Source organism: Chloroflexota bacterium, assembly GCA_009840625.1.
Classification (GTDB): Bacteria; Chloroflexota; UBA11872; order UBA11872; family VXNJ01; genus VXNJ01.
The window spans coordinates 14,240-39,250 of record VXNJ01000007.1 but is presented as its reverse complement, the minus strand read 5'-3'; the positions used below and the strand labels follow the sequence as shown (position 1 = coordinate 39,250).

General features: G+C 63.6%; 27 protein-coding genes. 12 read left to right on the top strand and 15 right to left on the bottom strand.

Annotated elements, in window-relative coordinates:
• The first annotated feature begins 304 nt into the window (after positions 1 to 304).
• Positions 305 to 1,420, top strand: a complete 1,116-nt coding sequence (locus tag F4X41_05155; protein ID MYB16406.1) for a hypothetical protein — start codon at positions 305 to 307, stop codon at positions 1,418 to 1,420.
• A 192-nt stretch (positions 1,421 to 1,612) separates the two neighbouring features.
• Here the strand turns inward: F4X41_05155 and F4X41_05150 are convergent, their stop codons facing one another.
• Entirely contained in the window at positions 1,613 to 2,800 is a 1,188-nt protein-coding gene (locus tag F4X41_05150; GenBank protein MYB16405.1) for an MFS transporter, read from the bottom strand.
• A gap of 491 nt (positions 2,801 to 3,291) precedes the next feature.
• Between F4X41_05150 and fabF the strand changes: the two genes are divergently transcribed.
• The 3 genes from fabF (at position 3,292) to F4X41_05135 (ending at position 5,755) form a co-directional block, all read left to right on the top strand.
• Positions 3,292 to 4,533 carry a beta-ketoacyl-ACP synthase II gene (fabF, locus tag F4X41_05145; GenBank protein MYB16404.1) on the top strand — a complete coding sequence of 414 codons (1,242 nt, stop codon included), beginning with the start codon at positions 3,292 to 3,294 and terminating at the stop codon, positions 4,531 to 4,533.
• A complete protein-coding gene (locus F4X41_05140) occupies positions 4,433 to 4,975 on the top strand; it encodes an acetyl-CoA carboxylase, biotin carboxyl carrier protein (protein ID MYB16403.1) in 543 nt (180 codons plus the stop codon). Before fabF ends, F4X41_05140 begins: the two co-directional genes overlap by 101 nt.
• A gap of 66 nt (positions 4,976 to 5,041) precedes the next feature.
• Complete coding sequence (locus tag F4X41_05135) at positions 5,042 to 5,755, top strand: biotin transporter BioY (protein MYB16402.1); 714 nt, start codon at positions 5,042 to 5,044, stop codon at positions 5,753 to 5,755.
• Positions 5,756 to 6,017: 262 nt separating this feature from the next.
• Here F4X41_05135 and F4X41_05130 read toward each other — a convergent pair whose 3' ends face one another.
• Positions 6,018 to 6,893, bottom strand: a complete 876-nt coding sequence (locus F4X41_05130; GenBank protein ID MYB16401.1) for a hypothetical protein — start codon at positions 6,891 to 6,893, stop codon at positions 6,018 to 6,020.
• 251 nt (positions 6,894 to 7,144) lie between these two features.
• Positions 7,145 to 8,431 carry a glycoside hydrolase family 3 protein gene (locus F4X41_05125; protein MYB16400.1) on the bottom strand — a complete coding sequence of 429 codons (1,287 nt, stop codon included), beginning with the start codon at positions 8,429 to 8,431 and terminating at the stop codon, positions 7,145 to 7,147.
• A 175-nt stretch (positions 8,432 to 8,606) separates the two neighbouring features.
• Between F4X41_05125 and F4X41_05120 the strand changes: the two genes are divergently transcribed.
• The 3 genes from F4X41_05120 to F4X41_05110 all read left to right on the top strand — a co-directional run bounded on the left by F4X41_05120 (position 8,607) and on the right by F4X41_05110 (position 11,862).
• A complete protein-coding gene (locus tag F4X41_05120) occupies positions 8,607 to 9,158 on the top strand; it encodes a hypothetical protein (protein ID MYB16399.1) in 552 nt (183 codons plus the stop codon).
• A gap of 217 nt (positions 9,159 to 9,375) precedes the next feature.
• Positions 9,376 to 9,942, top strand: coding sequence for a DUF1697 domain-containing protein (locus F4X41_05115; GenBank protein MYB16398.1), 567 nt, complete (start codon positions 9,376 to 9,378; stop codon positions 9,940 to 9,942).
• 273 nt (positions 9,943 to 10,215) lie between these two features.
• Complete coding sequence (locus F4X41_05110) at positions 10,216 to 11,862, top strand: hypothetical protein (GenBank protein ID MYB16397.1); 1,647 nt, start codon at positions 10,216 to 10,218, stop codon at positions 11,860 to 11,862.
• 28 nt (positions 11,863 to 11,890) lie between these two features.
• On the opposite strand, the gene F4X41_05105 is transcribed toward F4X41_05110, so the two are convergent.
• The 4 genes from F4X41_05105 to F4X41_05090 form a co-directional block, all read right to left on the bottom strand.
• On the bottom strand, positions 11,891 to 12,868 hold the full coding sequence (locus F4X41_05105; GenBank protein MYB16396.1) for a ketoacyl-ACP synthase III: 978 nt from the start codon (positions 12,866 to 12,868) through the stop codon (positions 11,891 to 11,893).
• On the bottom strand, positions 12,869 to 13,363 hold the full coding sequence (locus tag F4X41_05100) for a flavin reductase family protein (protein ID MYB16395.1): 495 nt from the start codon (positions 13,361 to 13,363) through the stop codon (positions 12,869 to 12,871). It abuts the gene before it with no gap.
• Positions 13,364 to 13,482: 119 nt separating this feature from the next.
• Complete coding sequence (gene acpP / locus F4X41_05095) at positions 13,483 to 13,719, bottom strand: acyl carrier protein (GenBank protein ID MYB16394.1); 237 nt, start codon at positions 13,717 to 13,719, stop codon at positions 13,483 to 13,485.
• 135 nt (positions 13,720 to 13,854) lie between these two features.
• Positions 13,855 to 14,553, bottom strand: coding sequence for a hypothetical protein (locus F4X41_05090; protein ID MYB16393.1), 699 nt, complete (start codon positions 14,551 to 14,553; stop codon positions 13,855 to 13,857).
• Between the two features lie 60 nt (positions 14,554 to 14,613).
• Between F4X41_05090 and F4X41_05085 the strand changes: the two genes are divergently transcribed.
• Positions 14,614 to 15,087 carry an HIT domain-containing protein gene (locus F4X41_05085; protein MYB16392.1) on the top strand — a complete coding sequence of 158 codons (474 nt, stop codon included), beginning with the start codon at positions 14,614 to 14,616 and terminating at the stop codon, positions 15,085 to 15,087.
• Here the strand turns inward: F4X41_05085 and lepB are convergent.
• On the bottom strand, positions 15,084 to 15,731 hold the full coding sequence (gene lepB / locus F4X41_05080) for a signal peptidase I (protein ID MYB16391.1): 648 nt from the start codon (positions 15,729 to 15,731) through the stop codon (positions 15,084 to 15,086). The two genes, F4X41_05085 and lepB, sit on opposite strands and share 4 nt — an antisense overlap.
• On the opposite strand from lepB, the gene lspA reads away from it, so the two are divergent.
• The 4 genes from lspA to F4X41_05060 all read left to right on the top strand — a co-directional run bounded on the left by lspA (position 15,669) and on the right by F4X41_05060 (position 19,803).
• The gene (lspA, locus tag F4X41_05075; protein MYB16390.1) at positions 15,669 to 16,241 is read left to right on the top strand and encodes a signal peptidase II; all 573 of its coding nucleotides are present in this window, start codon (positions 15,669 to 15,671) and stop codon (positions 16,239 to 16,241) included. The two genes, lepB and lspA, sit on opposite strands and share 63 nt — an antisense overlap.
• Complete coding sequence (locus F4X41_05070) at positions 16,238 to 17,194, top strand: RluA family pseudouridine synthase (protein MYB16389.1); 957 nt, start codon at positions 16,238 to 16,240, stop codon at positions 17,192 to 17,194. Before lspA ends, F4X41_05070 begins: the two co-directional genes overlap by 4 nt.
• 112 nt (positions 17,195 to 17,306) lie before the next feature.
• Positions 17,307 to 18,452 (top strand): epoxide hydrolase, encoded by a 1,146-nt coding sequence (locus F4X41_05065; protein MYB16388.1) that lies wholly within the window; start codon positions 17,307 to 17,309, stop codon positions 18,450 to 18,452.
• 190 nt (positions 18,453 to 18,642) lie between these two features.
• Positions 18,643 to 19,803 (top strand): epoxide hydrolase, encoded by a 1,161-nt coding sequence (locus F4X41_05060; GenBank protein MYB16387.1) that lies wholly within the window; start codon positions 18,643 to 18,645, stop codon positions 19,801 to 19,803.
• A 32-nt stretch (positions 19,804 to 19,835) separates the two neighbouring features.
• Here F4X41_05060 and tatC read toward each other — a convergent pair whose 3' ends face one another.
• The 7 genes from tatC to F4X41_05025 are packed head-to-tail and all read right to left on the bottom strand — an operon-like array spanning position 19,836 to position 24,986.
• Positions 19,836 to 20,621: a twin-arginine translocase subunit TatC gene (gene tatC / locus F4X41_05055; GenBank protein MYB16386.1), complete on the bottom strand. Its 786-nt coding sequence runs from the start codon at positions 20,619 to 20,621 to the stop codon at positions 19,836 to 19,838.
• Positions 20,621 to 21,070: a transcription antitermination factor NusB gene (gene nusB / locus F4X41_05050; protein MYB16385.1), complete on the bottom strand. Its 450-nt coding sequence runs from the start codon at positions 21,068 to 21,070 to the stop codon at positions 20,621 to 20,623. Before nusB ends, tatC begins: the two co-directional genes overlap by 1 nt.
• The gene (locus tag F4X41_05045; GenBank protein MYB16384.1) at positions 21,071 to 22,426 is read right to left on the bottom strand and encodes an acetyl-CoA carboxylase biotin carboxylase subunit; all 1,356 of its coding nucleotides are present in this window, start codon (positions 22,424 to 22,426) and stop codon (positions 21,071 to 21,073) included.
• Between the two features lie 12 nt (positions 22,427 to 22,438).
• The gene (gene fabG, locus F4X41_05040) at positions 22,439 to 23,191 is read right to left on the bottom strand and encodes a 3-oxoacyl-[acyl-carrier-protein] reductase (protein MYB16383.1); all 753 of its coding nucleotides are present in this window, start codon (positions 23,189 to 23,191) and stop codon (positions 22,439 to 22,441) included.
• A complete protein-coding gene (locus F4X41_05035; GenBank protein ID MYB16382.1) occupies positions 23,184 to 24,188 on the bottom strand; it encodes an ACP S-malonyltransferase in 1,005 nt (334 codons plus the stop codon). Before F4X41_05035 ends, fabG begins: the two co-directional genes overlap by 8 nt.
• Positions 24,189 to 24,236: 48 nt before the next feature.
• On the bottom strand, positions 24,237 to 24,437 hold the full coding sequence (locus F4X41_05030) for a 50S ribosomal protein L32 (GenBank protein ID MYB16381.1): 201 nt from the start codon (positions 24,435 to 24,437) through the stop codon (positions 24,237 to 24,239).
• Positions 24,438 to 24,986, bottom strand: coding sequence for a DUF177 domain-containing protein (locus F4X41_05025; GenBank protein MYB16380.1), 549 nt, complete (start codon positions 24,984 to 24,986; stop codon positions 24,438 to 24,440).
• Positions 24,987 to 25,011: the final 25 nt, after the last annotated feature.

Here is a 25,011-nt window from a genome sequence, read left to right as displayed (position 1 = left end):
CCGGATTAGACATAAAAGGACATATAGTTAGTCCCAAATTGGCAGGTTGAGCCGGTGTTTTGGGTCTGACCAAGCGCCCGCTCATGCCAATGTTGCCGGTAAAGTTCGTGCGGAAGACTCTAGGGGCCTCTGTCGCCGCCGTGGAGCGCCGGTGTCCCGCGATTCAAACCAGACTTCATAACCCGGTCGTATTGACTCCGGATAGCCAGCACGCTGCCGATCGACCCGCCCCATGAATTTGGTTTCCGGTTGCGGGAGACCAGCAGGATCCACGCGCTTATGAAAGTAATCGGAAGTGATCGTAATGATTGATCTGCGTTCCAATTTCCGGATCAAATTGGGATTCGCACTGGCACTTGTGGCCATGGTTATCGCGGTCGCTTGCGAAGCGCCCAAGTCAGAGCCTGAGGATGCCGGCGCCGTAGATGAAACTCACCGCATCTTTGTCGTGCACTCTTACAGCACTGCATTCCCATGGACCGCGGACCTCCATGAAGGGATCATCAACGGCCTTTCTGAGAGCGGTCTAAATCCGGATCGCGATTACCAGTTGCAGACCTTCTATATGGACACCAGGATCAACTTCACAACCCCAGAGCAGATCCAAGAACGGGCTGCCGAAGCCCTCGAAGCGTTACAAGATTTCGCGCCCGACATCCTCTTTGTCACAGACGATATCGCGATCGAGCACGTGGCCGTCAGGTACGCCGAGCAAAACCCCAGCGATCCCCTCTCCACGGTGTTCGCCGGCGTCAACGTCGACCCGACGGTCTACGCCCCCATAAGCAGTCTTGACGTGCCTGGCGGATCGATTACCGGGGCCCTGGAGCGCATTCCATACGAAGAAGCGTTCGCGACGGCTCAACGGCTCTTTCCTGATGCGACTAGGGTCGTGATTATTGGCGATGCTGGCTCAGCTACTCAATCGGCTCGTGCCGCGTTCATGCTCGGCGGCCAGTCGGCTGATTACGGACCGATCGAAGTAGTCGATTTCCTTCTGTTTGAGGAATTTGAACAGCGGAAGAGCGCCGTTGCCGAGTTTCAAGACAAGGCCGACTTCATCGCCATTCTGAATTTCCACCAGCTGCGCGATGCCGGAGGAGCCATCGTTGCGCCATCGGAGGTAGTCGACTGGATGGTGGCCAATAACGATCTCCCCGAGATTGGCCTGCTGGCGGACTGGGCACGGGATGGAATTCTCGTTGCTGTGGGCAATTCAGGTCTCAAGACCGGGGCATACGTCGGTGCCCTGGGCGCGGACATCCTCGATGGTGCCGATCCCGCGACGACGCCGATTGTGGATCCGAAACAGACCGACGTTAACTTCAACCTGGCGCGTGCCCGCAGCCTCGGGATCGAGTTCGCCGCTGATGAGGTGGATGCGGCCGATATGGCGTTCGAGGCAATCGGCGGACGATAGACGCGGACGTCCCTGGTGGCCGTTTGATTACGCGATCCCCGCGCAGTCTGGCCTAGCAGCCTCGAATATTCAAGTGCGACGTGACCCCGAAGCTGCAGCGGGATTGGCCAATTCGCACGGTCTGGATTTCAACCGTCCGAAACTGTGAACCGGCCCCGAATTCTTCAATGGCCGGATCGCCCAATCAAGCAATTACGCTTTGGGGTTTCGGGATGGGCGAAAAACCGTGCCAATGCCGACTGCGACCGGTCCAATCAGCAACAGCCACATCGAAAAACCCAGCCCCCAGTTCTCCGCCAAAAGCGCCAATCCAAGGGGCAGAATTGCGGCCACAAACCCGAACAGGTTTCCCAACGCGACAACGGTGCCGCTGCGCTCCGGCAGCGATGCGTAGGCCCGTGATTGCAGGATCGGGTACCAACCCGCTGTAGCGAATCCAAGTATGCTGACCATCAGCAATTTGATGGGCAATGTCGGGGCCAATAGAAACGCCGGGTAAATCAACAGGACGACCACGACACTAACCCGCAAAAAGCGCAATGGACGAACTCGTTCCAGCAGCGGGATGAGGATCAAATCCCCGATCAATCTGGCTCCGATCCAAACCGCCAACACAAAGGCTGCGCTTGTTTCGGTTACTCCGGCGACATCGACCATGTAAAGCGTCAGGAAGCTCTTGAACAGATCGAGCATCAGATCAGATGCCTGAAGCAGCACCTGCCATCTGGCGACATCGAATTGCCGAAGGGCGGCGAACGCGGAAATCGCCGCTTGTCTGATCGACGGCGCGTCGTCCGCCGGATTGGGGCGGAACATGCGCGTCGGCAAGCGAAATGCGCCGGCAAGCGCCAGTACCGCAATCAGAGCGCAACCCAGTACCGCACCGCGCCAGCCGACTGCGATGGCAACCAGTACCGCGAGCGCGAGCGGCCCGGCAACATTCCCCAATGAACCTGCGAAATTCCACCTGGCCATGTTTTGAGCACGTCGCTTCAGGTCGAAATCCATTAAGGATGCTTGCGAGAGACTGACGAACGCTCCTGAGGCGGGGTAGAAGATGAGCCAGGCAATCAGAAGAATTGAAAACCCCTGGCTTACGGCGAAAAGCACCAGTGAAATTGCGTAAAAGATGCCGCCGGCAATAACAATCCGTCTGCGGTGACCCACGTCGCCCAAGATCCCGATCACTGGCTCGATGCAGACCGATGCCAATCCCGGGACGCTCAATACCACGCCGATTTGGAGATAGCTCAGATTCAGATCGGTTCTGATATGCGGCCACGCCGCGCTTACCACGCCGTCTACGAGCTCGTCGAGAAATGCGATAGCAAGGAATAAGACGACCGCTCCGGTGCGGGAGGTGATTCGCTTAGGTGGCATCGTCAAGGATCTTCGCCAAACTAGGCTGCCTTGGCAGCTGGCAGAGGGAGCATTTCATTCGGACGCTTCACCGCTGTCAGCGCAACGTGCGGGTACGGGCCAGCAATGCCGCCTCAAGCAACGCATCTCCCGAATCGATTGCAAGGCGGTGGATTTGTTGGATGGAGCGTGAAACGAAGTTGAAATGAATTGGAAACGAAATCGCAGATTTGCTGTCCGCCCAAGGAGTGAAGTTCGACATGAGCCGGAAATGAAACTGAAATCGCAACTAAATTGAGCAGGGGCTCGGCGGACTGAGCAATTGGACCGGTCGGTTCCCGCGTCTCTCGAAGCAGGGAGAGCAAGTCAACCGGTCCAGGAAGCCATATCGTTGGTCGGTCCGAAGTGGCCCAATCCGCAGCCAGCAAGGCGGCGGGGACCGGCAATTCGCCAATAAAATCGGCAGGGCTGCCTACGAGGCCCCGAGGTTGAAGAGTAAACGGATAGGTTCATTGGGCCAACCAATCGCGATCACCGGCATCGGCCTGGTGACCCCCTTGGGCAACGACCCGGACACGTTGATGGGCAATTTGATGTCGGGGAAGTGCGCAATTGGCCGGATCGATTATTTTGACCCTTCGCCCTACTCCTGCCAGTTGGCCGCGCAGGTGCGGGACTTTGATGCCAGGGAAGTAATGGGGCGCGATTACCGGCGCACCGACCAGTTCGTGCATTTCGCGGTCGGCGCGGCCAGGTCTGCGATAGCCGATTCCGGCCTGGAATTGGATGGCAACGACGAGCTCCGCGAGTCGACTGGCGTATTTGTCGGATCCGGCATTGGCGGGATCGCAACCTTATTTGCGCAGACGAAGGTGCACGAGGATCGCGGCACCAGGCGAGTGACGCCGTTTCTAGTGCCGATGATGATCGCCAACATGGCCGCCGGGCAGATCGCGATCGATCTTGGCCTTAAAGGCCCCAACATGGCCCATGTGACCGCCTGCGCGACGTCGGCTAATTCGATTGGCGAAGCCGTTCGCGCATTGGCCGCAGGTTCCTGTGACGTGATCCTGGCGGGTGGCAGCGAAGCGGCGATAACCCCCATCGGACTGTCCGGCTTCACGCAAGGCCGCGCGATGTCCACGCACTTCAACGATTGCCCGCATCGATCCTCGCGTCCATTTGATGGATTGCGCGATGGATTCGTGGCGGCCGAGGGCGCCGGGGTTCTGGTGCTTGAGACCATGGAGCACGCGCAGGGGCGCGGCGCGCGCATCTACGCCACAGTCGATGGCTATGGAGCTTCGGCCGACGCATTCCACATTACCGCTCCACCTGAAGACGGCGAGGGGGCCGCGCTTTCCATGAAACGCGCCCTCAAGGATGCCAAGCTTAACCCCGAAGACATCGGCTACATCAACGCGCACGGAACATCGACCCCGATAGGGGATTTGGCCGAAACCCGCGCCATCCATCAGGTCTTCGGCAAGCACGCCCGATCGTTGGTAGTCAATTCGACCAAATCGATGATTGGCCACATGATTGGCGCGGCCGGGGTGGTCGAGGCGGCCGTTGGCGTCCTGTCAATGCGCGCCGGGGCCGTCCACGCCACCATCAACCAGGAAGAGCCCGACCCGGAATGCGACCTCGACTATGTCCCCAACGAACCGCGGGACCTGGAGTTTTCGCACTTCATTTCCAATTCCTTCGGGTTCGGTGGCCACAACGTCTCGCTGGTCATCAGCCGGGCTTAGTCAGCACCCGACCGCCCGAGTCCGACCCATGTCGCAGATGAAGCTGTTGCTGGAGGACCTGCTGGAGAAGATCCAGGGAACGAAGATCTCGGAAATCGAGGTCACCCTCGGCGACCTGACGCTGGGCGTCAAACGGCGGTCGTCCGCGGCGGCAAATCCGCCTGCGGCCGCGGCGGTCCCTGAGACCTCGGTCGCGCCGAGCAACACCGTAAGCGTCGATTCACCAATAGCCGGCGTGTTCTACGCCTCGCCTTCGCCGACCGAACCGGCGTACGTGAACGTTGGGGATCACATAAACGCCGGCCAAGTCGTCGGACTGGTGGAAGCCATGAAGGTGTTCAACGAGGTTTTGTCCGCTCATGCGGGATCCGTCGTTAGCGTTGTAGATACCGGCACCGAGGTCCAAAAAGGCGCGGCGCTGGTTGAAATCGATCCTGATTGAGTGGGCTCCGGCGGTCTCGGACTCAATCGACCGGCGCAAGATGTCTGGCCGCTTAAGGAAGTACCGATGATCTCCAAGCCAAGCCTGTTCGTTGGTGCTCGACCGCTGGTCGTGCGTGTGCTTCCGGTTGGCGGATTGCTGCGCGACGTGGTAGCCATCGTTGCGGCATCGATCCTGCTGGCCGCCTGCGCGCAGATTGCAATTCCATTGCCGTTCACACCAGTGCCGATCACCGGGCAAACGTTCGCGGTCCTGTTGATCGGGGCCACGCTAGGTTCAACCCGCGGCGCGGCGGCAATCATTCTCTACCTGATTGAAGGGGCCGCCGGATTGCCCTTCTTTGCGCCCACCGGCGGAATGTTCACGTACGGGTACCTTGCCGGATTCGTGCCCGCCGCTTTCGTGGCCGGTTGGTTGTGTGAACGTGGTTGGGACCGCGACTTTCGCCTGTCGCTGATCGCGCTTTTGATCGCCAATGCGGTCATATACGCGGTGGGTTTGCCCTGGCTGGCGTCGGCGTACGCATTGCTTTGGTCCGGGTTTGATGTTTCCACCTCGACGCCGCAGTTCTGGCAGGACGTGTTCGCCAGTGGCCAATTGGGCTTCCTGCGCGGGGACGCCGCCGCCACGGCGGTGACGACCGGACTACTGCCGTTTATTCCCGGAGATCTCCTGAAAGCGATACTGGCGGCCGCGATACTGCCTGGAGCATCAACGCTGGTGGCCAAATGGCGCAGTGAGGACCATCTCACTCAATTCCTCGGCGGGCGCGGTCGGTAAGCGCTTTCCTACCGGGAATCTCAAGACCACGCCGACCCCGACGAATTCGCGCGACGGCACCAATGCAAACCGAGTCCATGGGCGTTTCCGGGAGCGGTCAGAGAAGCTCCTCCCGCTAGTTGATCATCCCCGGCGCCGAATGCTCCACTTGGTGGCAGCGGAGGGCGCACCGTCCACAGGCGGGCGCGCAGCGGTAACGTGGTGGACCGGCGCAGACGAGTTTTGCTGCCAAGGCGGTCATTGCATATTGCGCATCACCCGCTCACACGCACATCTGCGAACTGGACTGCCCGTCCGGAGACGACAGCGTGGCAAAGTTCCGATCGCCCCAAACCAAACTGGTGCCCCAAGGCTTGATGTCGCCCACTGCCGAACCCGACGCTACCAGCAGCGTGCCGGAGACCGGAATCTCGGTTCCAGGCTCGAAGATGTGGCTGATGTTCCGGTCCTCGTTGGACAGGCTCCAACCGCCCAAATCGAAGCCCGCGGGGCCTTCGACCCGGACCAATTCGGCGTCGGCCTGACAGCGAGTCACGTAGGGAATGCCGGATTGGGGAAACCCGCCGGTGCCCAGTTTGCTAAAGGTGAGCAACCAAGCGCTGCCGGCCTGAACCTCTACCAGCACGTCGCCGGCGGAAATGTCGCTTGATTGACCTTCTCCCACACGCAGGGCGATTTCACCGGTCCAGCGCCCCGGCGGGGCTTCGGCAAAGAGCGGGGTTATCTCGGCGCTGTCCAAGGCGTGCAATCTGGAAACAAAAATCCAGTTTGATTCGTAATTCACCGACGCCCTGACTGTCCACAGCCCGGCGGTCAGTCGGATCGGGGTCGCCGACTGGCCGGTGCCGCCGAGCACGATCGGGTCAGGCGATGGTTCGCGCACCATGAAGCCCAGTTCGCGCAATCCGCGAACCGCCGATTCGCGCTGATCATCCGCCCATTTCTGGCATGGCTCGAGCTGATTGGCGGCCGCAAACCCCAGATAGTTGTCCACGTGGATTCGATGCATTTGACCCAGGTACGAACCTTCGGGCCAGGCCGGATTGTCCCTACAGAATTGCTCTCCGTCGTAGTTGTCGGCGAGGGCAATCGAGCTCGACGCGAGCGCCAGCGCGGCAACAATAAACGCGGTTGCCAACAACCGCCCAATCTGCGAATTCGGCATGGAACCAGCCTTCCATGTCGGTCCTGCCGGCAGTCGGTCCGAAAGCGCCCGCAAGCCGAACGGATGAGTTGCAATCATTGTGCTTTGAGGCCGTCAAAACTGCGGCGACCGCCATTGAAATCAGGCCGAATCGTGTACGGATTGGCAACGGGCGTTTATCGCCTGTGACGGTATTGCCTGCTCGGTCCCAATTTCCGATGTAATACTCGCCGCGGTTGCTGCAACTAGCATTTCCAGGGAACGCGGTTACCGCCAAACGCCTGCGGGTCGTAGATGCCGTAACCGTGCTTGAGCGCCAGCACGCGGGCGAGCGACTCGTAAATGCGGTCTTCCGAGATTTCCCCGTTGGTCACCGCATCGAGGATTGCCCGTTTGACCCGGATCGGGTCGGTGGGATCGTCGGAAAGTTGGTTGGCGATGAGGATGACGTCTACGCCGGCCTTGATCGCCTCGACCGCGGCACGTTCGATGCTGTACTGCTCGACGATCGCCCCCATTTGCATGTCGTCGGACAGGACGACGCCGTCGAAGCCCAGCTCGTCGCGCAATATGCCGGTCACAATCGGCGCCGAAAGGGTGGCCGGGCGACCCTGGGAATCAAGCTCGCGGTTGACGATATGGGCGGTCATGACCACGCCCGCGTGGCCATCTTCGATCAGGGCGCGGTACGGCGCCAGCTCCATGTCGCGCACGTAGCTGTCGGTTACGTCGGTTACCCCCAGGTGCGTATCGCCAACGGCGCTGCCATGTCCGGGGAAGTGTTTCAAAGTGGCGATGACGCCGGCGGCGGCGTGCGCTTCGGCAAACGCGGCCGCGTGCGCGGACACGGAATCCGGATCGTCGCTGAACGATCGGCCCAGGGCTCCGATCGCCGGGCTTTCGGGATAAACGTTCACATCAACGACCGGGGCGAGGTTCCAATTGATGCCCAACTGGCTCAATTGCGCAGCCATCCCGGCAGCCGCCGCCAGCGTCGCTTGGGGGCTGCCGGCGCCGAGCGTCTGGTGGCTTGGCAAATCGACCACGAATCCGTATTCAGGCTTTAGCCGGTTGACGAGCCCGCCCTCGGCGTCAATGGCAACGAAATAGGGGATAGGGGCTTTCGCCTGCAGATCGGCGATCAATGCGCGCAGCTGACCCGGTGAACTGATATTCCGCGGCTTGGCACCCCCCGAAGGCAGGTCGAAATCAAAGAGAATCACGCCTCCCGGCGAAATCTCATCGAGCCAGGCGGAAGTCTCCTCGTTCAAGCGTTCCCCGGGCAATCCGATAACCAGCATCTGGCCCACCGCGTCCTCCAGCGAAGGCCGTTCCCTCTCGCCCTGGGAGCCGCAGCCGGCCAAGATCGCCAGGGCGGCGGCGAACAGAAAAACCAAATACAAACGATCCCGCCAGCACACATCGCTCGGGACATCTCCCTGGCCACGACGTTTACGGCGCAGGACGCTCTGACCGGTTCGCCCGATTTCCAACGGAATTGCGGCGAGGCGACTTGTCGCTTCCGGTTTCATGATTGCGACGGCTGTTGTCTTTTGGTGTGAGGGGACGATTTGCGATTTTCGCTGCACGGGACTGGACGTGCCATCGACCCGATCGCCAACGCTTTGAATCTGACCCCCGTCGACCGCGATCAGTTCTGCGGGGTTTCGCGCCTACACGGATGTATAAAAGCCAGGGCTCGATGCAGTGGAGCCGCCCGCTCCTCCAAGCGAGAGGACCATCGTCAACGCCGTTCTGATCGCCGCCGTGGTGGGGCTCAAATACCTGCTGCCGCTGTTACTGATCCCGTTCCCTTTCTTCGCGGGGTGGGGCAACTTTGTCCTCGACAGCGTCGATGGCGACCTGCTCATCCCGCTCGGGCTATCCGACCCGGTCTACCAACTCATCGACAAGTCAGCGGACTACGTCACCTACGTCGGCATGGTTGTCGCCGCCTGGCGCTGGCCGGTTCGGCGCGCGGTCATTGCATTTTTCGTGCTGCGCACGGTCGGCCAGGCACTCTTTTTCATCACCGGCAACGAAATCGTATTTTTCCTTTTTCCGAATTTCCTCGAACCGCTGTTTCTGGTCTACGCGACGATCCTGTTATTCAAGCGGGGCGACGCGCCCGCTTTCTTCGCCCGCCATGCGGTCTTAATCTGGGTCCTGGTGATCGCCTACAAGCTGCAGGACGAGTTCATTACCCACGTTGCCAACGTCGACCGCTCCGAGTTGATCAGCCGCTTGTTCGGCGGCTGATCACGAGGCTCACCACGCGACTAGGCAATTCCCAGCGGTGCCTGGAGGCTGATGCTCAGATCGAACTGCCCCGCAATGCCTCGCGCTTCTCCCTGGCGAGATTCCGGCAATGACGATCCGCCGAAACGTAAGGATCAGCGGGAACGACGCTTGTGCATGGAAGCGTTGAATTGTTGTCCAGACGTTCTCTGAAGGCCAGTTACTGAAAGCCTGAGACATGACCACGCAAGAAACCCAGGAGACGACTTGGCTGGCGCTCCTCCGCGGAATCAATGTGGGCGGAAGGAACGTGATCCGGATGGCCCAGTTGCGGGAGTGCTTCGAGTCGGAAGGCTTCCGCGACGTCGTGACATACATCCAGAGCGGAAACGTGGTTTTCCGTTCGGCTTATTGCGGGCCTGGAGCGCTGACGGCCCGGATCGAGGAGATGCTGGCGGCGGAGTTCGACTACGGGGCCAGGGTCGCGTTGCGGTCCCGCGACCAGATGCGGACGGTAGTCGAAGGGTCGCCGCCGGGGTTCGGCACTCAGCCGGATGCCTACCGCTACGACGTCCTATTCCTGATGCCTCTCCTGACACCGAACGACGCCATGGAGCATGTCAGCGTCAGACCGGGCGTCGACGAAGCCTGGGTGGGCGAGGGCGTTCTCTACTTCTCGCGACTCATTGCCAAGGCATCCCGGAGCCACCTCAGCCGAATCGCCTCGATGCCGGTTTACCAGAGCATGACGATTCGCAACTGGAGGACGACGACCCGACTGCTACAACTCATGGAGGTCGATTAGCAGCCCGGGACAATCAGCCACTCCGCCGGCATTCCGCTGCGGCAGCGCAGCGACTCCTCCATGGCTCATAGCTAGTCGTAACGGCGGCGCTGTCCCGGTACGGCCGGCAGTTGTTCCGCGCCGATCCCGTAACGGGCCTGCCCGGGCCGTACAGTTTGTCGCCTTTGGCGAGTGCGTGGTTCCTGCGGTCTGGGCGCACCCAATATCCTTAGATATAGGCGCTTTGGTACGGATCCAAGACCCCCTGCGCCGTTGATGAAGCGGAACGTTTCCATGCACCTAGCCCATGCGACGAATCGGTTGCGCGCGCCGCTGGCTGCAGTGTCCGTCCTGGCGCTGGCGCTGGCTGCGGTCTGGCTTTTTGCAAATTCGGAAAACGCTCGCGGGCAGACCGACCTGGGTGCCTGCGAACTCTCGCCCTGGCTGCTCGACGCGCTGCTGGATGATGCAAATTACGACCTGCCTTCGTACCGGTGCGATGAACTGGAACTCGACGGTCTGGCAATCTGGGACTTTTCGACGCTTCCGTCAGCACTGGAACGCAGATTGCCGGGCAGGTTTTCGATTTCGGATTCCGACTACAAACTGCTGCTGGAACTCAGCGACTTCAACGAGGACTCCGTGCCCCAGGACCTCATCGGGTTCGGTGAACGGGGCGAAGTCCGCCTCATTGACCTGACCGGAACCGGCTACCGAATCTCGGACGTCGATTTCCGCAACATCCCCATAGGCACCGGCATCGCGCTCACGGTCAGCGGTTCGGCCCGGACCGGCTTTCAGACCGACGTTTACTCGACCAAAGAAAACCGCATGGGCTACGTTTCGGTCGCGTTTCCGGGGGTACTGGAATCGGACCAGGATTCACTGGTCGTCAGCGCCACGGTTGACGCCGATTCGGACGAGCGGAACCTGATCGAAATCGGCCAGAACATGCTCCTTAACGGGGACGCCCGCAATGTCGTCTATTACTGGCCGGTCTACGTCGAATCCGACAACGACAACGACCCGGACTGGGACTTCGAGCTTGAAATCGACGCCGACGCCGACGCCTACCGCGAGCGCGACGGGACCGGCCGCCGCGAATCGGTGGACCTGACCGACGTGCTGGACATTTCGGTCGCCGAAATCGTAGTCAGCGACGCCGACGCCCCCAGGGTCCTGGTCTCTGACCGCAGCAGCCTGGTGGAGGATGCGATCGAGGACGCGCTGGATGACATAACTTCGATAACCCACCGCGGCGACGACATCACCCTCAAGGACCTGTCGGCAATCACTTCCCTGGATCTGGAAGACACGGACGACGGCCGGACATTCGCGTTAAGCAGCGGCGATCTCGAAGGCCTGAGCGGGCTGACAAAGCTGCACCTTAAGGGCGCCAGCAGGCTCCCGCGTGGAATCTTCGACGGGGTGGGAGACCGCGATCGCGGCGTGGTGATCGACTTCTCCCGGAATTCGCCCCACGAAAGCGGCGATCCTAGGGGTGGCAATTACGATCTGGACAGCATCCCCGGCTACATCCTCTCCGACATCGAGTCGCACCAGACCCTGATCCTGACCGGGCAGAAGGACTCCAGCGGCAATTCGCTGGTTACCGGACTGGACCAATCCAGTTACCGGGCCCGGCCGGGCGAGTCCTTCGCGGTCACGGTGCCGGTCTTCTACAGCGGTGACGCAGAGGAATCTGAAAGCTATTACGTCGTGGCGCAATTGCCGTACGACTTTGCCGAAAACACCGAACCCATCGTGGATAAGGACGATCTCGGCGGGATCATCGCGCTGCATGACGACGACGTGGCCCGGACCATGATCATGGTTCCCGAAGAAGTGGACGAAGACAAGGGCCAGTGGGTCCTGTTCGTTTTCGAAGGCAGCGACGAGGATCTTGCTGCGCTGGTCGACTGGGCCCTGATTAACCCCTGATCGCCTCCTGCCGGGAGCGATTCTCCCTCTAGGAACCGGTCCTTAGCAGCGCGCCGGCCCAGGAGAGCCCGGCCCCGAACGCAACCAGCATGACCAGGTTCGATTCGGCAAGACGTCCGCTGGCGTCCGATTCGGCCAGGGCGATCGGTATTGAGGCCGCCGACGTGTTCCCGTAGCGCTCGACGTTTACCACGAATCGCTCCATCGGCAGGCCCAATTGTTCGGCGGCTGATTTGATGATCCGGACGTTGGCCTGGTGGGGAACGATCAGGTCCAGGTCCTCTACTGCCACGCCGGCTTTTTCGGCGGTCGCCACGACCGTGTCGGTCAATGCCCTGGTCGCGAACTTGTAGACCTCACGACCGTCCATCTGCAGATCTAGCGATCCATTTGCGCCGGGAAATTGGTCGAGCAACCCGTAGCTGTTGGCACGGTAAAGCGACCCTGCCCCGCCCCCGTCCGAACCAAGCGAAAAGGCCAGGAACGAGCGGTCCGCGCCGCCGCCGTCGATCACCGCCGCGCCGGCCCCGTCGCCAAACAGGACGCAGGTCGACCGGTCCGACCAGTCCAGGATGCGCGACATGGTCTCGGACCCGATGACCAGCGCGTTGCCCACCTGACCGGTATCGACCATCGCCGTGGCCAGCGAGAGCCCGTAGATAAAGCCGGTGCAGGCGGTGTTGATGTCTATTGCGCCGGCCGTACGTGCCCCGAGCGAGTCCTGGACCAGATTGGCAACCGCCGGCGATCCCAGGTCCGGGGTCATTGTGGCAACTATCACCAGCTCGACCTGCTCGGGTTGCAAACCGGCCTGCTCCAACGCCGCGCGGCCGGCGCCAAGCCCCAGGCTGAAGGTGGATTCGTCGTCTGCGGCGATTCGACGCTCGCGGATGCCGGTCCGGCTCCAGATCCACTCGTCGGACGTGTCCACGATCTGGGCCAGAGCATGGTTCGTGCGCGCCTGTTTGGGCAGGGCCATGCCCAGGCCGGCTATTCGGGCGGGCACCTAGGTACGCGCGTACTTTCCGTCGAAGAAGACCAGCGACGCCCTGGCGTCGGCTTCGCGAGCGTATTCGACGAGACCAACGAAGACGGTATGGTCGGCGACCTCGAATTCTTCCTGCACCCGGCAGTCGAGGTGCGCTACCGCACCCGCAAGCAGCGGAGAACCGGTCGAACCCAGTTCGTAGCGGTGATGCCGGAATTCGTGAATGGGTTGAGCTGCCGGGTCGTTGTCGGCAAAACCGGACGAGACGTCGGCCTGGTCGTGACCCAGTATGCTCACCGCAAAGCACCCGGAATTCTTGATCATCTGGTTACAGTGCGCGGAGTGGGCGATACAGACCAGCACCAGCGGCGGGTCAAGCGAGACGGAAGTGAACGAGTTGACCGTCATCCCGTGCGGGTTGCCCCCGTCCGAGGTGCTTACGATGGTCACCCCGGTCGGGTAGTGTCGCATGACCGCGCGCAGGCGGGCGCCGATTTCGGAAGTCTCGCTCAACTGCCCACCTTACCGCGACTGCCTCCGCCTGGCACCGGCGCATTGAGCGGCAATGCCGGGCGGGCAGGTTCAGTGCCACGCGCCGGCGGCGCCAGGCGCCCCGACAAGCGGCGGTCCCACTACTGGTGTTCTTCGATGTAACGGACGGCGTCGCCGATCGAGGCGATTTCCTGGGCGTCCTCGTCCGGGATTGAAAGATCGTAATGTTCTTCGAGCTCCATGATCAGTTCGACCAAGTCCAGCGAATCGGCGTTAAGGTCGCCCTGGAACGTGGTGTCCATGGAAAGGGAATCTTTATCGACGTTGGGGAGCGTGTTGCTGATTACGTCCGCCACGTCGTCAAAGGTCGAGGCCATTTGCAGTGGGGCTCCTTAAAACCGGCTGCGGCCATGCCCAATTGTGCAGTCAGGGCCCGCTCAAGCATCCGGCGAAAATTCTAGTTTGCAGGGACGGAAGGTCTCTCCCTGCGCCCGGCAAGATGATAGGCGGTTTTAGCCCCGGCCCGGGTTCGCCGCCAACGTTCCGGCCGGAAAGGCGACGGCGATCCGCCCGGAACGCAGCCCGGGCAGGTGGTAGCGGGCGACCCCCAGCGGTTCCGGCCGTTCCGACGCGGGCCATTCGGCCATCTGGTCGCAGGTCAGATAAAGGACCACCACCCCCTTCTCCCGCACCAGGCCGCGGCACAGCTCAAGGGCCCTCGGAGGTGGCGCCAGGGCGCGAGCCACGGTCGCGTCAAATAGCCCCGCGTGCCGGGCCGCATCGTCCTTTTCGGGTCGGGCGTTATCGACTTTGAGCTGGCTGACGAACCGGTCCAGCAACCGGGCTCGTCCGCGGCGCTCCTCGAACAGGGTCAGATGCCACCGGTGGCGGGCGATCGCCAAGGGGATTCCCGGCAGGCCGGCGCCCGACCCCACGTCGGCGATCCGGGGTGCGGGCCGCTGAACCAGGAGGGCGTCGAGAAGCGGGGCCGCGGCCAGCGAATCGAGGATGTGCGATTGCCAGCTCTGCCGGACCGGCGAGCGAGCGACGTAGCCGCGCACGGCGGCGTCCGAAACCAGCATCCGGTTGAAGCGTTCGAGCAACCGCCGGGAACCTGGCGGCAGGGCGGCGAAGACCTCTTCCAAATTCGGGGCAATGTCGATCATTGGGCCTCCCGCCGGCGGACCGGCGGGCCGGCGGGCCGGATACATAATCGGGAGCAGCGGTGATTGCGGGGAGAGAACTTGGAGAGGCTCTGGAGCCCGTGGCGGATGCAGTTCATTAAGGATTCAGCGCCCAGGGGTTGCCCCTTCTGCATCGATCCCGATCCGCAGGCGGCTCCGGAGGGGCTGGTGGTGGCCAAGGGGAGCAAAGTGTTTGCGGTGCTGAACCGGTTCCCCTACAACACCGGGCACGTGCTGATCCTGCCCTACCGCCACGTCGGCGAACTGGAGGATCTCAGCGATCCGGAACTGGACGAACTCGGCCGGTTCACCCGGGCCACGGTGACCGCGCTCCGGTCTGCGTACAGCCCGGCCGGATTCAACATCGGGGCGAACCTGGGTGGCACGGCCGGGGGAAGCATCCCGGACCACCTTCATTACCATGTCGTGCCGCGTTTTCCCGGGGACACCAATTTCATGTCCGTCCTGGGCGAAACCAAGGTCCTGCCGGAGGAATTGCCGGACACGGTGACCAAGTTGCGTCGCAGTTGGCCCCTGGGGCTTCCCGAACGCGACGACTAGGCGGCAAGCTTGAGGATCGGATCGGGTACCGTCCGGGCCTGATCGATCGGCCAATACACGAGTACCACCTTGCCGACGATCGCTTCGCGCGGGACCGGTCCGAAGCTGCGCGAATCCTGGCTCACCGAGCGGTTGTCACCCAGCACGAAATAGGCTCCGGCGGGCACGGCGGTCGAAGCCAAGTTGGATGTCTCGAGGTCGCCCAGATACTGGGATTCGTCAAGTTCGCGACCGTTGATCAGGATCTGGCCGCCGCGGATGGCGATCTCCTCGCCGGGCAGCCCGATCACGCGCTTTAGCAGCTCCTCGGTGGGTTTTCCGGGCCGGTAGAGGACCACCACGTCGCCGCGCTGCGGGGAACCCAGGCCGTAGGAGGCCTTGCTGACCAGGGCGTACTCGCCGGGCTCGAAACTGGCCTGCATTGAGCGGCCGTCGATCGAGAACGTCTGCACGAAAAGGCGCGCCCCGAAGAAGATGACCAGCGCAAGCAGGATCGTCTCGGCAATCTCAAACAACGCCGGTCGCCGGTCGGCCAGCGGACCGATCACTTCCGCCCCCGGCGGGATAATTGATCCCCGTCGATTGCGGCCGTCAGAACAAAGGTCGGGACCCTGGCCAAACCGATTGACCCAACGCTCGAGCAGGCCCCGCGGATCGGGTGGCGGGCGTACCTTCCCACCCTGGCGGTGGCGCCGCTTATCGCGGCTCTAGACCAACTGAGCAAAGTCGTTATCGCGGACCTGTTGGACGAGCGTCCCGGTCAGGCCCTCTGGGTAATTGAGCCGTTGCTGAGACTCCGACTGGTGCACAACGACGGTATCGTATTCGGCATCTTTTCGGGCGCGCTTTCGTCTTGGGTGACGATCTTGTTCGTGCTCGCCGCGCTTGCTGCGGTCATCGCCATTTTTCTCAGATACCTGCGCCAGCCCACCCTGCTGGCGCGGATCGTACTCGGATGCATTATCGGCGGCGCGGCCGGTAACCTCATCGACCGCTTCCGGCTGGGACACGTCGTCGACTTCGTCGACCTGGGGTGGTGGCCGGTATTTAACCTGGCCGATTCGGCGATCAACGTCTCCATGGTGGTCCTGGTTGTACTGGTCATATTCGGCAAGCTGGAGCGCGATCCCCAGGCCCTGCCGCCGACCGCATGAACCCGGCGCAGGGACCGGCGCTGCGCTTTACGGCATCCGAGGCCGACAACGGTGAAAGACTCGACCGCGCGCTGACCGCGCGCCTGCCGGATCAAAGCCGCTCGGCGATCCAGAAGCAGTTGCACGCCGGCGCCGGCACCATAAATGGGCAGATCGCGCGGCCGGCGCGCCGGATCTCGGCCGGCGACGAGATCGAATTCATGGGCGCCCCGACCGAAATGATCGACATCGTCGCCCAGGATGTCGCATTTGAGGTGCTGGACCGGGATCAGGGAGTGCTGGCGCTCGTGAAGCCGGCCGGCCTTTCGGTCCATCCGGGCCCCGGCCACCCCGACCGAACCCTGGTCAACGGTCTGCTGCACCGCTACCCGCAAATCGCCGCCGTCGGCGGATCGGTGCGGCCCGGCATCGTGCACCGGCTGGACCTGCAGACCTCCGGGGTGATGCTGGCGGCGCTCACCGAAGAAGCATTCCTGCACCTTCAGGCCGAATTCGCCGCGCGGCGGGTCGCCAAGACCTACCTGGCGATTTGCCGCGGCGTACCAGAACATCCGCAGGCGCTGATCGAAGCGCCCATTGGGCGGTCGGTGGAGAACCGCCGGGCGCAATCGGTCCGGTCTGCACGCGGCCGCCCGGCTACGACCGCCTACCGGGTTCTCGCAGCGGCCGAAAGAACGGCGCTACTCGAGATCGACCTGATCACCGGCCGCACCCACCAGGCGCGAGTGCATCTGGCGGCGCTGGGCCATCCGTTGCTTGGCGATTCGCTCTACGGCGACGGATCCGGCGCGCGGAGGCATATGCTGCATTCGCGCGCGGTCGAAGTTGCCCTGCCGGACGGTGAAATGCGGCGGTGGCGGTCGGAGCCGCCGCCCGATTTCATTGCCACCCTGGAGCGGATTGGACTGGACTGGGAGTCAACCGATTGCAACAATCCGGCGCAATCAAGATGAACCCCCGCCCCGCTGCGGCCGGCGCTCGCCGGTTGGATCCGCGATCGTCCGACTCTGTCCTTGGAATCCGGCCGCTACCGGGCGGAATTGAGCATCTGAGAGAACCAAACCGATGATCGAACAGTTCAAGATCAACGTCGAAGATCCGGTGCTCGCGGATCTGAGCGAGCGCCTGCGGCGGACCCGCTGGCCGGGCGAGATCGAAGGCGCCGGCTGGGAATACGGTTCGTCGCTCGGGTACGTCCGCGAACTCTGCCACTACTGGCAAACCGACTTCGACTGGCGCGCCCAGGAGCGGAGACTCAACCAGTACCCGCAGTTCTTGGCCGAAATCGACGGGCTGAAGATCCATTTCGTGCACGTGCGCGGCAAGGGCCCGAACCCCAAGCCATTAGTGCTCACCCACGGCTGGCCCAGCACGTTCGTCGAACTCGAAAAAGTCATCACCCCGCTGGCGGACCCGGCTGCGGTCGGTGCCGATCCGAGCGCCTCTTTTGACGTGGTCGTGCCGTCGCTGCCCGGATATGGCTTCTCCGACCAGCCGCGCCGGCCCGGCATGGATCCCTTTCGGATCGCGGCAATCTGGCGCAGATTGATGACCGACGTCCTGGGCTACGAACGGTTTCTGGCCCACGGCGGCGATTGGGGTGCCATGGTATCGACCGCGCTGGGTCGGGACCACGCCGACGTCGTGGAAGGGCTGCACCTACACTTCCTGGCCGCCGCCGGCGAATTCCCGGGATTGGACGAAAGCTCGCTGTCGTCCGACGAGCGCCGATTCCTGGCCGGGCGGACGCGATGGCAGGCCCAGGAGGGGGCGTACTCCCACCAGCACGGCACCCGCCCCCAGTCGCTTGGCTATGGGCTCACCGACTCCCCGGCCGGTCTGGCGGGCTGGATCGTGGAGAAGTGGCGCGCCTGGAGCGACTGCGGCGGCGATATCGAGTCGCGTTTTTCCAAGGACGAATTGTTAACTCACTTGACGATCTACTGGGCAACCAACACGATCGCATCCTCGATCCGGCTCTACTACGAACGCCAGCAGGCCCCGCCGCTGCTCGATCCCGCCCGGCCGATCGCCGTGCCAACCGCTTTCGCCCGCTTTCCGGTGGAAATCTCCCACCCGCCGCGCGAATGGGTGGGCAGGTTCTTCGATCTGGTTCGCTACACCGAAATGCCGCGCGGCGGACACTTCGCAGCCTCCGAGGAACCGGAACTGCTGGCGGCCGACATCCGGGACGCGTTTTTCGGCGACTGACGGATCGCTACGGCGGCTCTCGCGCCGAATGGCAATTCCAATGGCCATCCCGGCCCGAAGCCCGGAACCGTCATCCTTGCGCGAATGGGGCGTCCGGGCGGGGCCCAGAATAGTCCCGGTCGGATCGTTCGGCTGACCAGAAAAAAGCCGGACGTTGCCTGTCGCCCATGAACGCCGAAGGAATCCGAGCGTGACGATCGAACCCTTCCGGATCGACATCGCCGACGCAGTGTTGTCGGACCTGTGCGAGCGCCTGCGGCGCACCCGCTGGCCGGGCGAGCTCGAGGCGGTGGGCTGGGACCTGGGGACCCCGCAGGGTTACCTGCGCGAACTCTGCAACTACTGGCAAGACGACTTCGACTGGCGCGCCCAGGAGCGGCGGCTCAACCAATACCCGCACTTCAAGGCCGAAATCGATGGGCTGAATATCCATTTCGTATACGTCCGCGGCAAGGGACCGAACCCAAGGCCGATGGTTCTAACGCACGGCTGGCCCAGCACCTTCGTCGAGCTCGAGAAGGTCATCGCCCCGCTTTCCGACCCAACTTCGTTCGGCGCCCCAGAGGGGGCCTCGTTCGATCTCGTCATACCCTCCATGCCCGGCTACGGTTTCTCCGACCAGCCCCGCCGGCGCGGCATGGACGTGGGCGGTATCGCCGCGATCTGGCGCAAGCTGATGACCGATGTCCTTGGATACGAGCGGTTCCTGGCGCACGGCGGAGACTGGGGCGCGGGAATTTCGACCGCCCTGGGGCGGGATCACTCCGACGTCGTGGAGGGCATCCACCTGCACTTCATGGCCGCCGGTGGAGATTCGCCGGCGGTGGACGAGTCCACGCTTACCGCGGACGAACGCGCCTACTTGGACGCGCGCGCCCAATGGCAGTGGGCGGAGGGTTCATACGGACACCAGCAGGGAACCAAGCCGCAGTCGCTGGGCTACGGATTGAACGACTCTCCGGCCGGCTTGGCGGGCTGGATCATCGAAAAGTGGCGGGCCTGGAGCGATTGCGGCGGCGACGTCGAATCGCGTTTCGGCAAGGACGAATTGCTGACCCACTTGACAATCTACTGGGCGACACAGACGATCGCGTCCTCGGTCCGCATCTACTTCGAACGAATCCAGGCACCGCAAGTCCTGCCGGTAGATCGGCCGATCGCGGTTCCGACCGCATTCGCGAGCTTCCCTGGGGAAATGATCCACCCTCCGCGCGAGTGGATTGCCCGCTTCTACAACCTGCAGCGATTCACCGAAATGCCGCGCGGCGGGCACTTTGCCGCCTCCGAGGAGCCGGAATTGATTGCCGCCGACATCCGGGCCGCGTTTCATGGTGAGCAGGCGATAGCGTAAGCGTCCGGGGGCCAAGTCCCGGGACCAGGTTCCTAGCTGCTGCTAGTCGACTCCGAACTCGCCGGCGGGGCTTCGGTCCGCGCAAGGCCGGCCAGCAGGACGCCCAGCTCGTAGAGGGCGTACATCGGGATCGCCACCGCCATCTGCGTGAACGGGTCGGGCGTCGGGGTAATCACCGCCGCCAGGATCACGATGACGACTATCGCATAACGCCTGAAGCCCTTGAGGCGCTGGGCCGAAACGATTCGGAACTTGGCCAGCAGAAATATCGCGAACGGAGTCTCGAACACCAGTCCGACCACCAGCAACATCCGGGCGACGAAGCTGACATAGGAATCGATGCTCAGCTCGGTATTGATGTCCTCGGGCGCGAATCCGGTCAGGAAGTTCAAGGTGAACCTGAGAATCACGAACCAGCAGAACATCACGCCGATGAAGAACATCGCCAGCATCGCCGGGATCGAGGCGTAGAAGATGCGTTTCTCGTTCGGATAAAGCCCGGGCGAGACGTAGGCCATGATCTGGTAGAGCACGACCGGGGATGCGATTCCGATCCCGCCCAGGACCGCGACCTTGAAGAATGAGAAGAAGGCCTCGGTGGGCTCGATCTGCTGCAGGTGCACATCCTGGCCCAGCGGGGACTGCAGGATGTCGAAGATGAAATCCTTGAACGGCCAGAAAGTCAGCGAACAGACCAGGATCGCCACCACCGAGATCGTCAGCCGCCAGCGGAACTCGACCAGGTGCTCACGAAGGGTCATCATCCCTTCGTCGCGCTGGTTCTGGGCGGACGGGTCGATCGGTTGCGAGGTAGCCATCAGTTGTCCGGTTGCGGGGTCCTGCCGGCGGGAGCGTTACGCTCGGCAATTGTCCGCAACATCCCGTTGATGTAGCCGGACGCGGCCGGCGAGGCATAGAGCTTGGCCAATTCCACCGCCTCGTTGATCACCACCGCCGGCGGTGTCTGTCCCGAGATCAGTTCGGCCGCGGCCAGGCCCAGGATCGAGAGCTCCACCGGCGATTCGTGCACGAGCTCCCACTCGGTCGCCTCGCTGATCTGCTGGTAGATCGAATCGGCATGATCGGCGTGGGTCGACAGCAGCGAGCGCGCGAACTCCAAGCCGGCGGAATTGAGCAGGTCCCCGCCGTCGACCCCGGCCAGGATTGCCAGCGGGTCTTCATCGGAGACGCTGGCCGCATAGAGGGCCTGGAACGCGCAGCGGCGCGCGTCGTAGCGTTCGTGGCGGTACCGCACCGGGCCCGCCATCTATGCCCCGGCCGGTTCGGGAGCCGCCTGACCGGGCATCTCGTCGAGGGTGTGCCGTCCGGCGACGAAATCGGGGTCGTCCATGACCCGCTTGAGGTAAGGCAGGTTGGTGGCGATGCCGCCGACTTCCACCTCGGCCAGGGCGGTGCGCGTTGCCGCGATTGCAGCGTCGCGGTCGCGCCCGTGGCAGATGATCTTGGCCAGGAGCGAATCGTACTGGGTCGGGACCTGGTAGCCGGCGTAGACGTGCGAATCGACGCGAACCCCGGGACCCCCCGGCAGGCTGAGCTTGGACACCAGGCCGGCCGAGGGCACCCAGTCGTTCTCGGAGTCCTCGGCGATCAGCCGGCACTCGATCGCGTGGCCGTTGGGCTTCACGTCGCCCTGCTTGAAATCGATCCGCTCGCCGGCGGCGATTCGGATCTGCCACTGCACCAGATCGATGCCGGTCAGGGCTTCCGAGACCGGGTGCTCGACCTGGATGCGCGCGTTCAATTCGATGAAATAGTGCTTGTCGTCCTTGTCGACCAGGAACTCGACCGTTCCGGCGCTCTCGTACTTGAGCGACCGCGCGAGCTTGGTCGCGGCCGAGGCGATGCGGCGGCGCAGCTTGTCGTTCAGCGAAGGCGATGGCGCCTCTTCGATGACCTTCTGGTGGCGGCGCTGGACCGAGCAGTCGCGTTCGCCCAGGTGCCGAACGTTGCGCCCGTCGCCCAGGATCTGGATCTCGACGTGGCGGGCGCCTTCCACCAGCCGTTCGAGGTAGAGGTCGCCGCTGTCGAACGCCGCCGCGGCCTCGGACTGGGCCTGCGGGAACGCGGTCATCAGCTGCGAGAAGTTGCGGATCTGGCGCATGCCGCGCCCGCCTCCACCGGCGGCGGCCTTGAGCATCGCCGGGGTGCCGAGCTCGGCCAGGGCGTCGCGGGCGGTGCGAAGGTCGCGCAGCGGCTCGGACGACGACTCCAGGATCGGGAGGCCGGCGTCGCGGGCGGCCTCGATGGCGGCCGACTTGTTGCCGGCGGCGGCCAGCTGCTCGGGGGTCGGACCGATGTTGGCGATTTCATACTCGCGGCAGACTTCGGCGAACATCGCGCTCTCGGCCAGGAAACCGGCGCCCGGGTGGATGGCCTCGGCGCCGACGTTGCGGGCGGCGGCGATGATGTTGGGCACGTGCAGGTAGCTCTCGGCGGCGGCGGCAGGCCCGATGCAGACCGACTCGTCGGCCAGTCGCACGTGCATGCTGGCGGCGTCGGCCTCGGAGTAGACGGCGGCAGTCTTGATACCCATCTCGCGGCAGGCGCGGATGATGCGGACCGCGATCTCGCCGCGGTTGGCGATCAGGATCTTTTCAAACATCGCAAGCCGCCCTCACATTGCCAGCCCGCCGTCGACCACCAGGACCTGGCCGGTGATGTACGAAGCCTTCTCCGAGGCCAGGAACCTGACCGCGGCGGCGACCTCCGCCGGCTCGCCCAGGCGCCCGAGCGGGATCATCTCGCGGACGCGCTCCAGCAACTGCTCGCCGGCCGCGGCCGCCATGGGCGATTCGATAAACCCCGGGGCCACCGCGTTGACCGTGATCGAACGGGCCGCGACCTCGCGCGCCAGGGCGCGGGTGAAGCCGATCATGCCGGCCTTGGCGGCCGAGTAGTTGGCCTGGCCGGGGTTGCCGCTAATTCCGGCGACCGAGGAGATGTTGATGATCCGCCCCCAGCGTCCGCGCACCATCGGACGCAGGGCCGCGCGCGAAGTCCGATACGCCGACGAAAGGTTCGTCTCCAGTACCGCCTGCCAGTCCTCTTCTTTCATTCGCGCTAGCAGGCCGTCGCGGGTTATCCCGGCGTTGTTGACCAGTATCTGCACGCCGTGGCCGGCGGCGTTGATTTCCTTGAACAGATCACCGGCGCCGGATTCGGTGGACAGGTCGGACGCGAATGCCTGCGCGCCGGCGCCCAGCGACTCGATTTCGGCGCAGAGTTCCGCGGCCGCCGCGGCGTTGGAGTTGTAGTGCACCAGAACCGTGGCGCCGGCGCCGCCCAGGGCGCGGGCGATCTCGGACCCGATCGCCCCCGAGGCGCCGGTTACGAGCGCGGTCTTGCCGGTAAGTTCTCGGTCATCCATGAATGGTGCCATTTAGCGAATCGGCCAGCGAGCGCAGCTGTTCCGGCTCGCCGACCTGGATCCCTCTGGCGGAGGGAATGATACGGCGCAGCAGACCTGAGAGCACGTTGCCCGGCCCGACTTCAAAGAACGATGTTATCCCCTCCGAGAAGAGCAGTTGCACGGACCGGGACCACAGCACCGGGGCGACGACCTGGGCGCAGATCTCCTCGCGCACTGAGGCCGCGTCCGAAATCAGGTCGCCGGAGACGTTCGAAACGACCGGAATCCGGGGGTCGCGGACCGGCAGATCTTTGATCAATTCAGCGAGCCGACTTCGGGCCGGTTCCATGTACGGGGTATGGAAGGCGGCGCTCACCGGCAACTCGAGGGCCCGGCGGAATCCCCACTCGCGGGCTATGTCGGCCGCCTCCTTTAAGGCTTCGGGAGCCCCGGCGACGATGGTCTGACCGGGGGCATTGAGATTGGCAACCCCCAGACGGAAACCCGGGCCACCGGCGTCGACCAGCTCGCAGAGGGCGTAGGCCCCTTCGAGGTCGCCGCCGATGAGCGCGAGCATCCCGCCGGGATTGGCTTCGCCGGCCTCGGCCATCGCGCGGGCGCGTTCGGCAACGACCTTGAAGGCGTCCCGGAGCTCCAGCGCTCCGGCAGCCGCCAGGGCCGGAATCTCGCCCACCGAGTGTCCGGCCAGGGCCCGCGGGGGATTGGGGACCGACGCCAGCGAATCCGGGGCTGACGGGTCCTGCGCACCGCTTTCCTCCAGCGCCGCCGCCAGCGTCGCCAGGCTGGTGGCCGCCAGGCAGGGCTGAAGGAATTCGGTCCGGACCAGATCCCGGTCCGGCCCCTCGAAGCACAGCCGCGTAATCGGGAGCCCGGTCACCTCTTCGGCGAGGGCGAACACGGCCGCCGCGCTCGGCGAATCCGCGGCCAGGGCCCGACCCATCCCGACCTTCTGCGAGGCCTGACCGGGAAAGAGGAGTGCGTACGATGCTGGCATCGGCGCGATGGGCCCTTTAGCGGGGCGCGCGACCCCGGAGGGCTGTAGCTAGCGGTACTTAAGGTTTGGGCGGTCGAGGCCGACGACGTCGGTTCCGCGGTAGTAGCCGCAAGCCTGGCAGACCACGTGCGACGGGGCCAGCGCGCCGCAGTTCATGCACGGTTGCAGCTGCGGCACCTTGAGGGCGTGGTGGGCGCGGCGATTGCCGCGACGCCGACGCGTGATCTTTTGCTTTGGCAGTGCGCCCATCTATGCGTCCTCGGATGGCGGCTTCTCGGAGATGATCTCGGCCAGCAGGTTTTTGAACGGTGCCAGGCGCGGGTCGGTGGCGGCTGGGTCCGAAGGGGCCGTGAAGGCAGATTTTACTTGGCTATAGCGATCGCAGGAGCCCGCGCAGTCGGGAAACGGGTTGAGCGCACCCAGGATCGTCTGCGCCACCAGGTCGGCCAGATCGATGTGCCCGTCTTCGGCGATCACGCCCGCGTCGGGATCGAAGGCAGCGGCATTGGGGTCAAGTTCAGGCCGGCCGGCCCGCAGGAACCTGCCCGATACATCCAGTGCCAGGCCGCGCGGAAGCAATTCCAGGCAGAGACGACACTCCTCGGCGACCTCCGCCTCCAGCGAACCGGCCACCAGGATTTCGGCCTCCGACCGGTAGGCCCGCACCTGGCCGCGCACCGGACCGGTCATCTCCGGCACAATGTCGCCGAGGACTACCTCGAAGCGGCGCTCAACATGCTCCCCGGCCCCGGCCCCGGCTAGCGGGTTCACGTCTACGGCGAGGGACGGGAGTGCCACTGAAACTACGACCTGCAAAATTGGG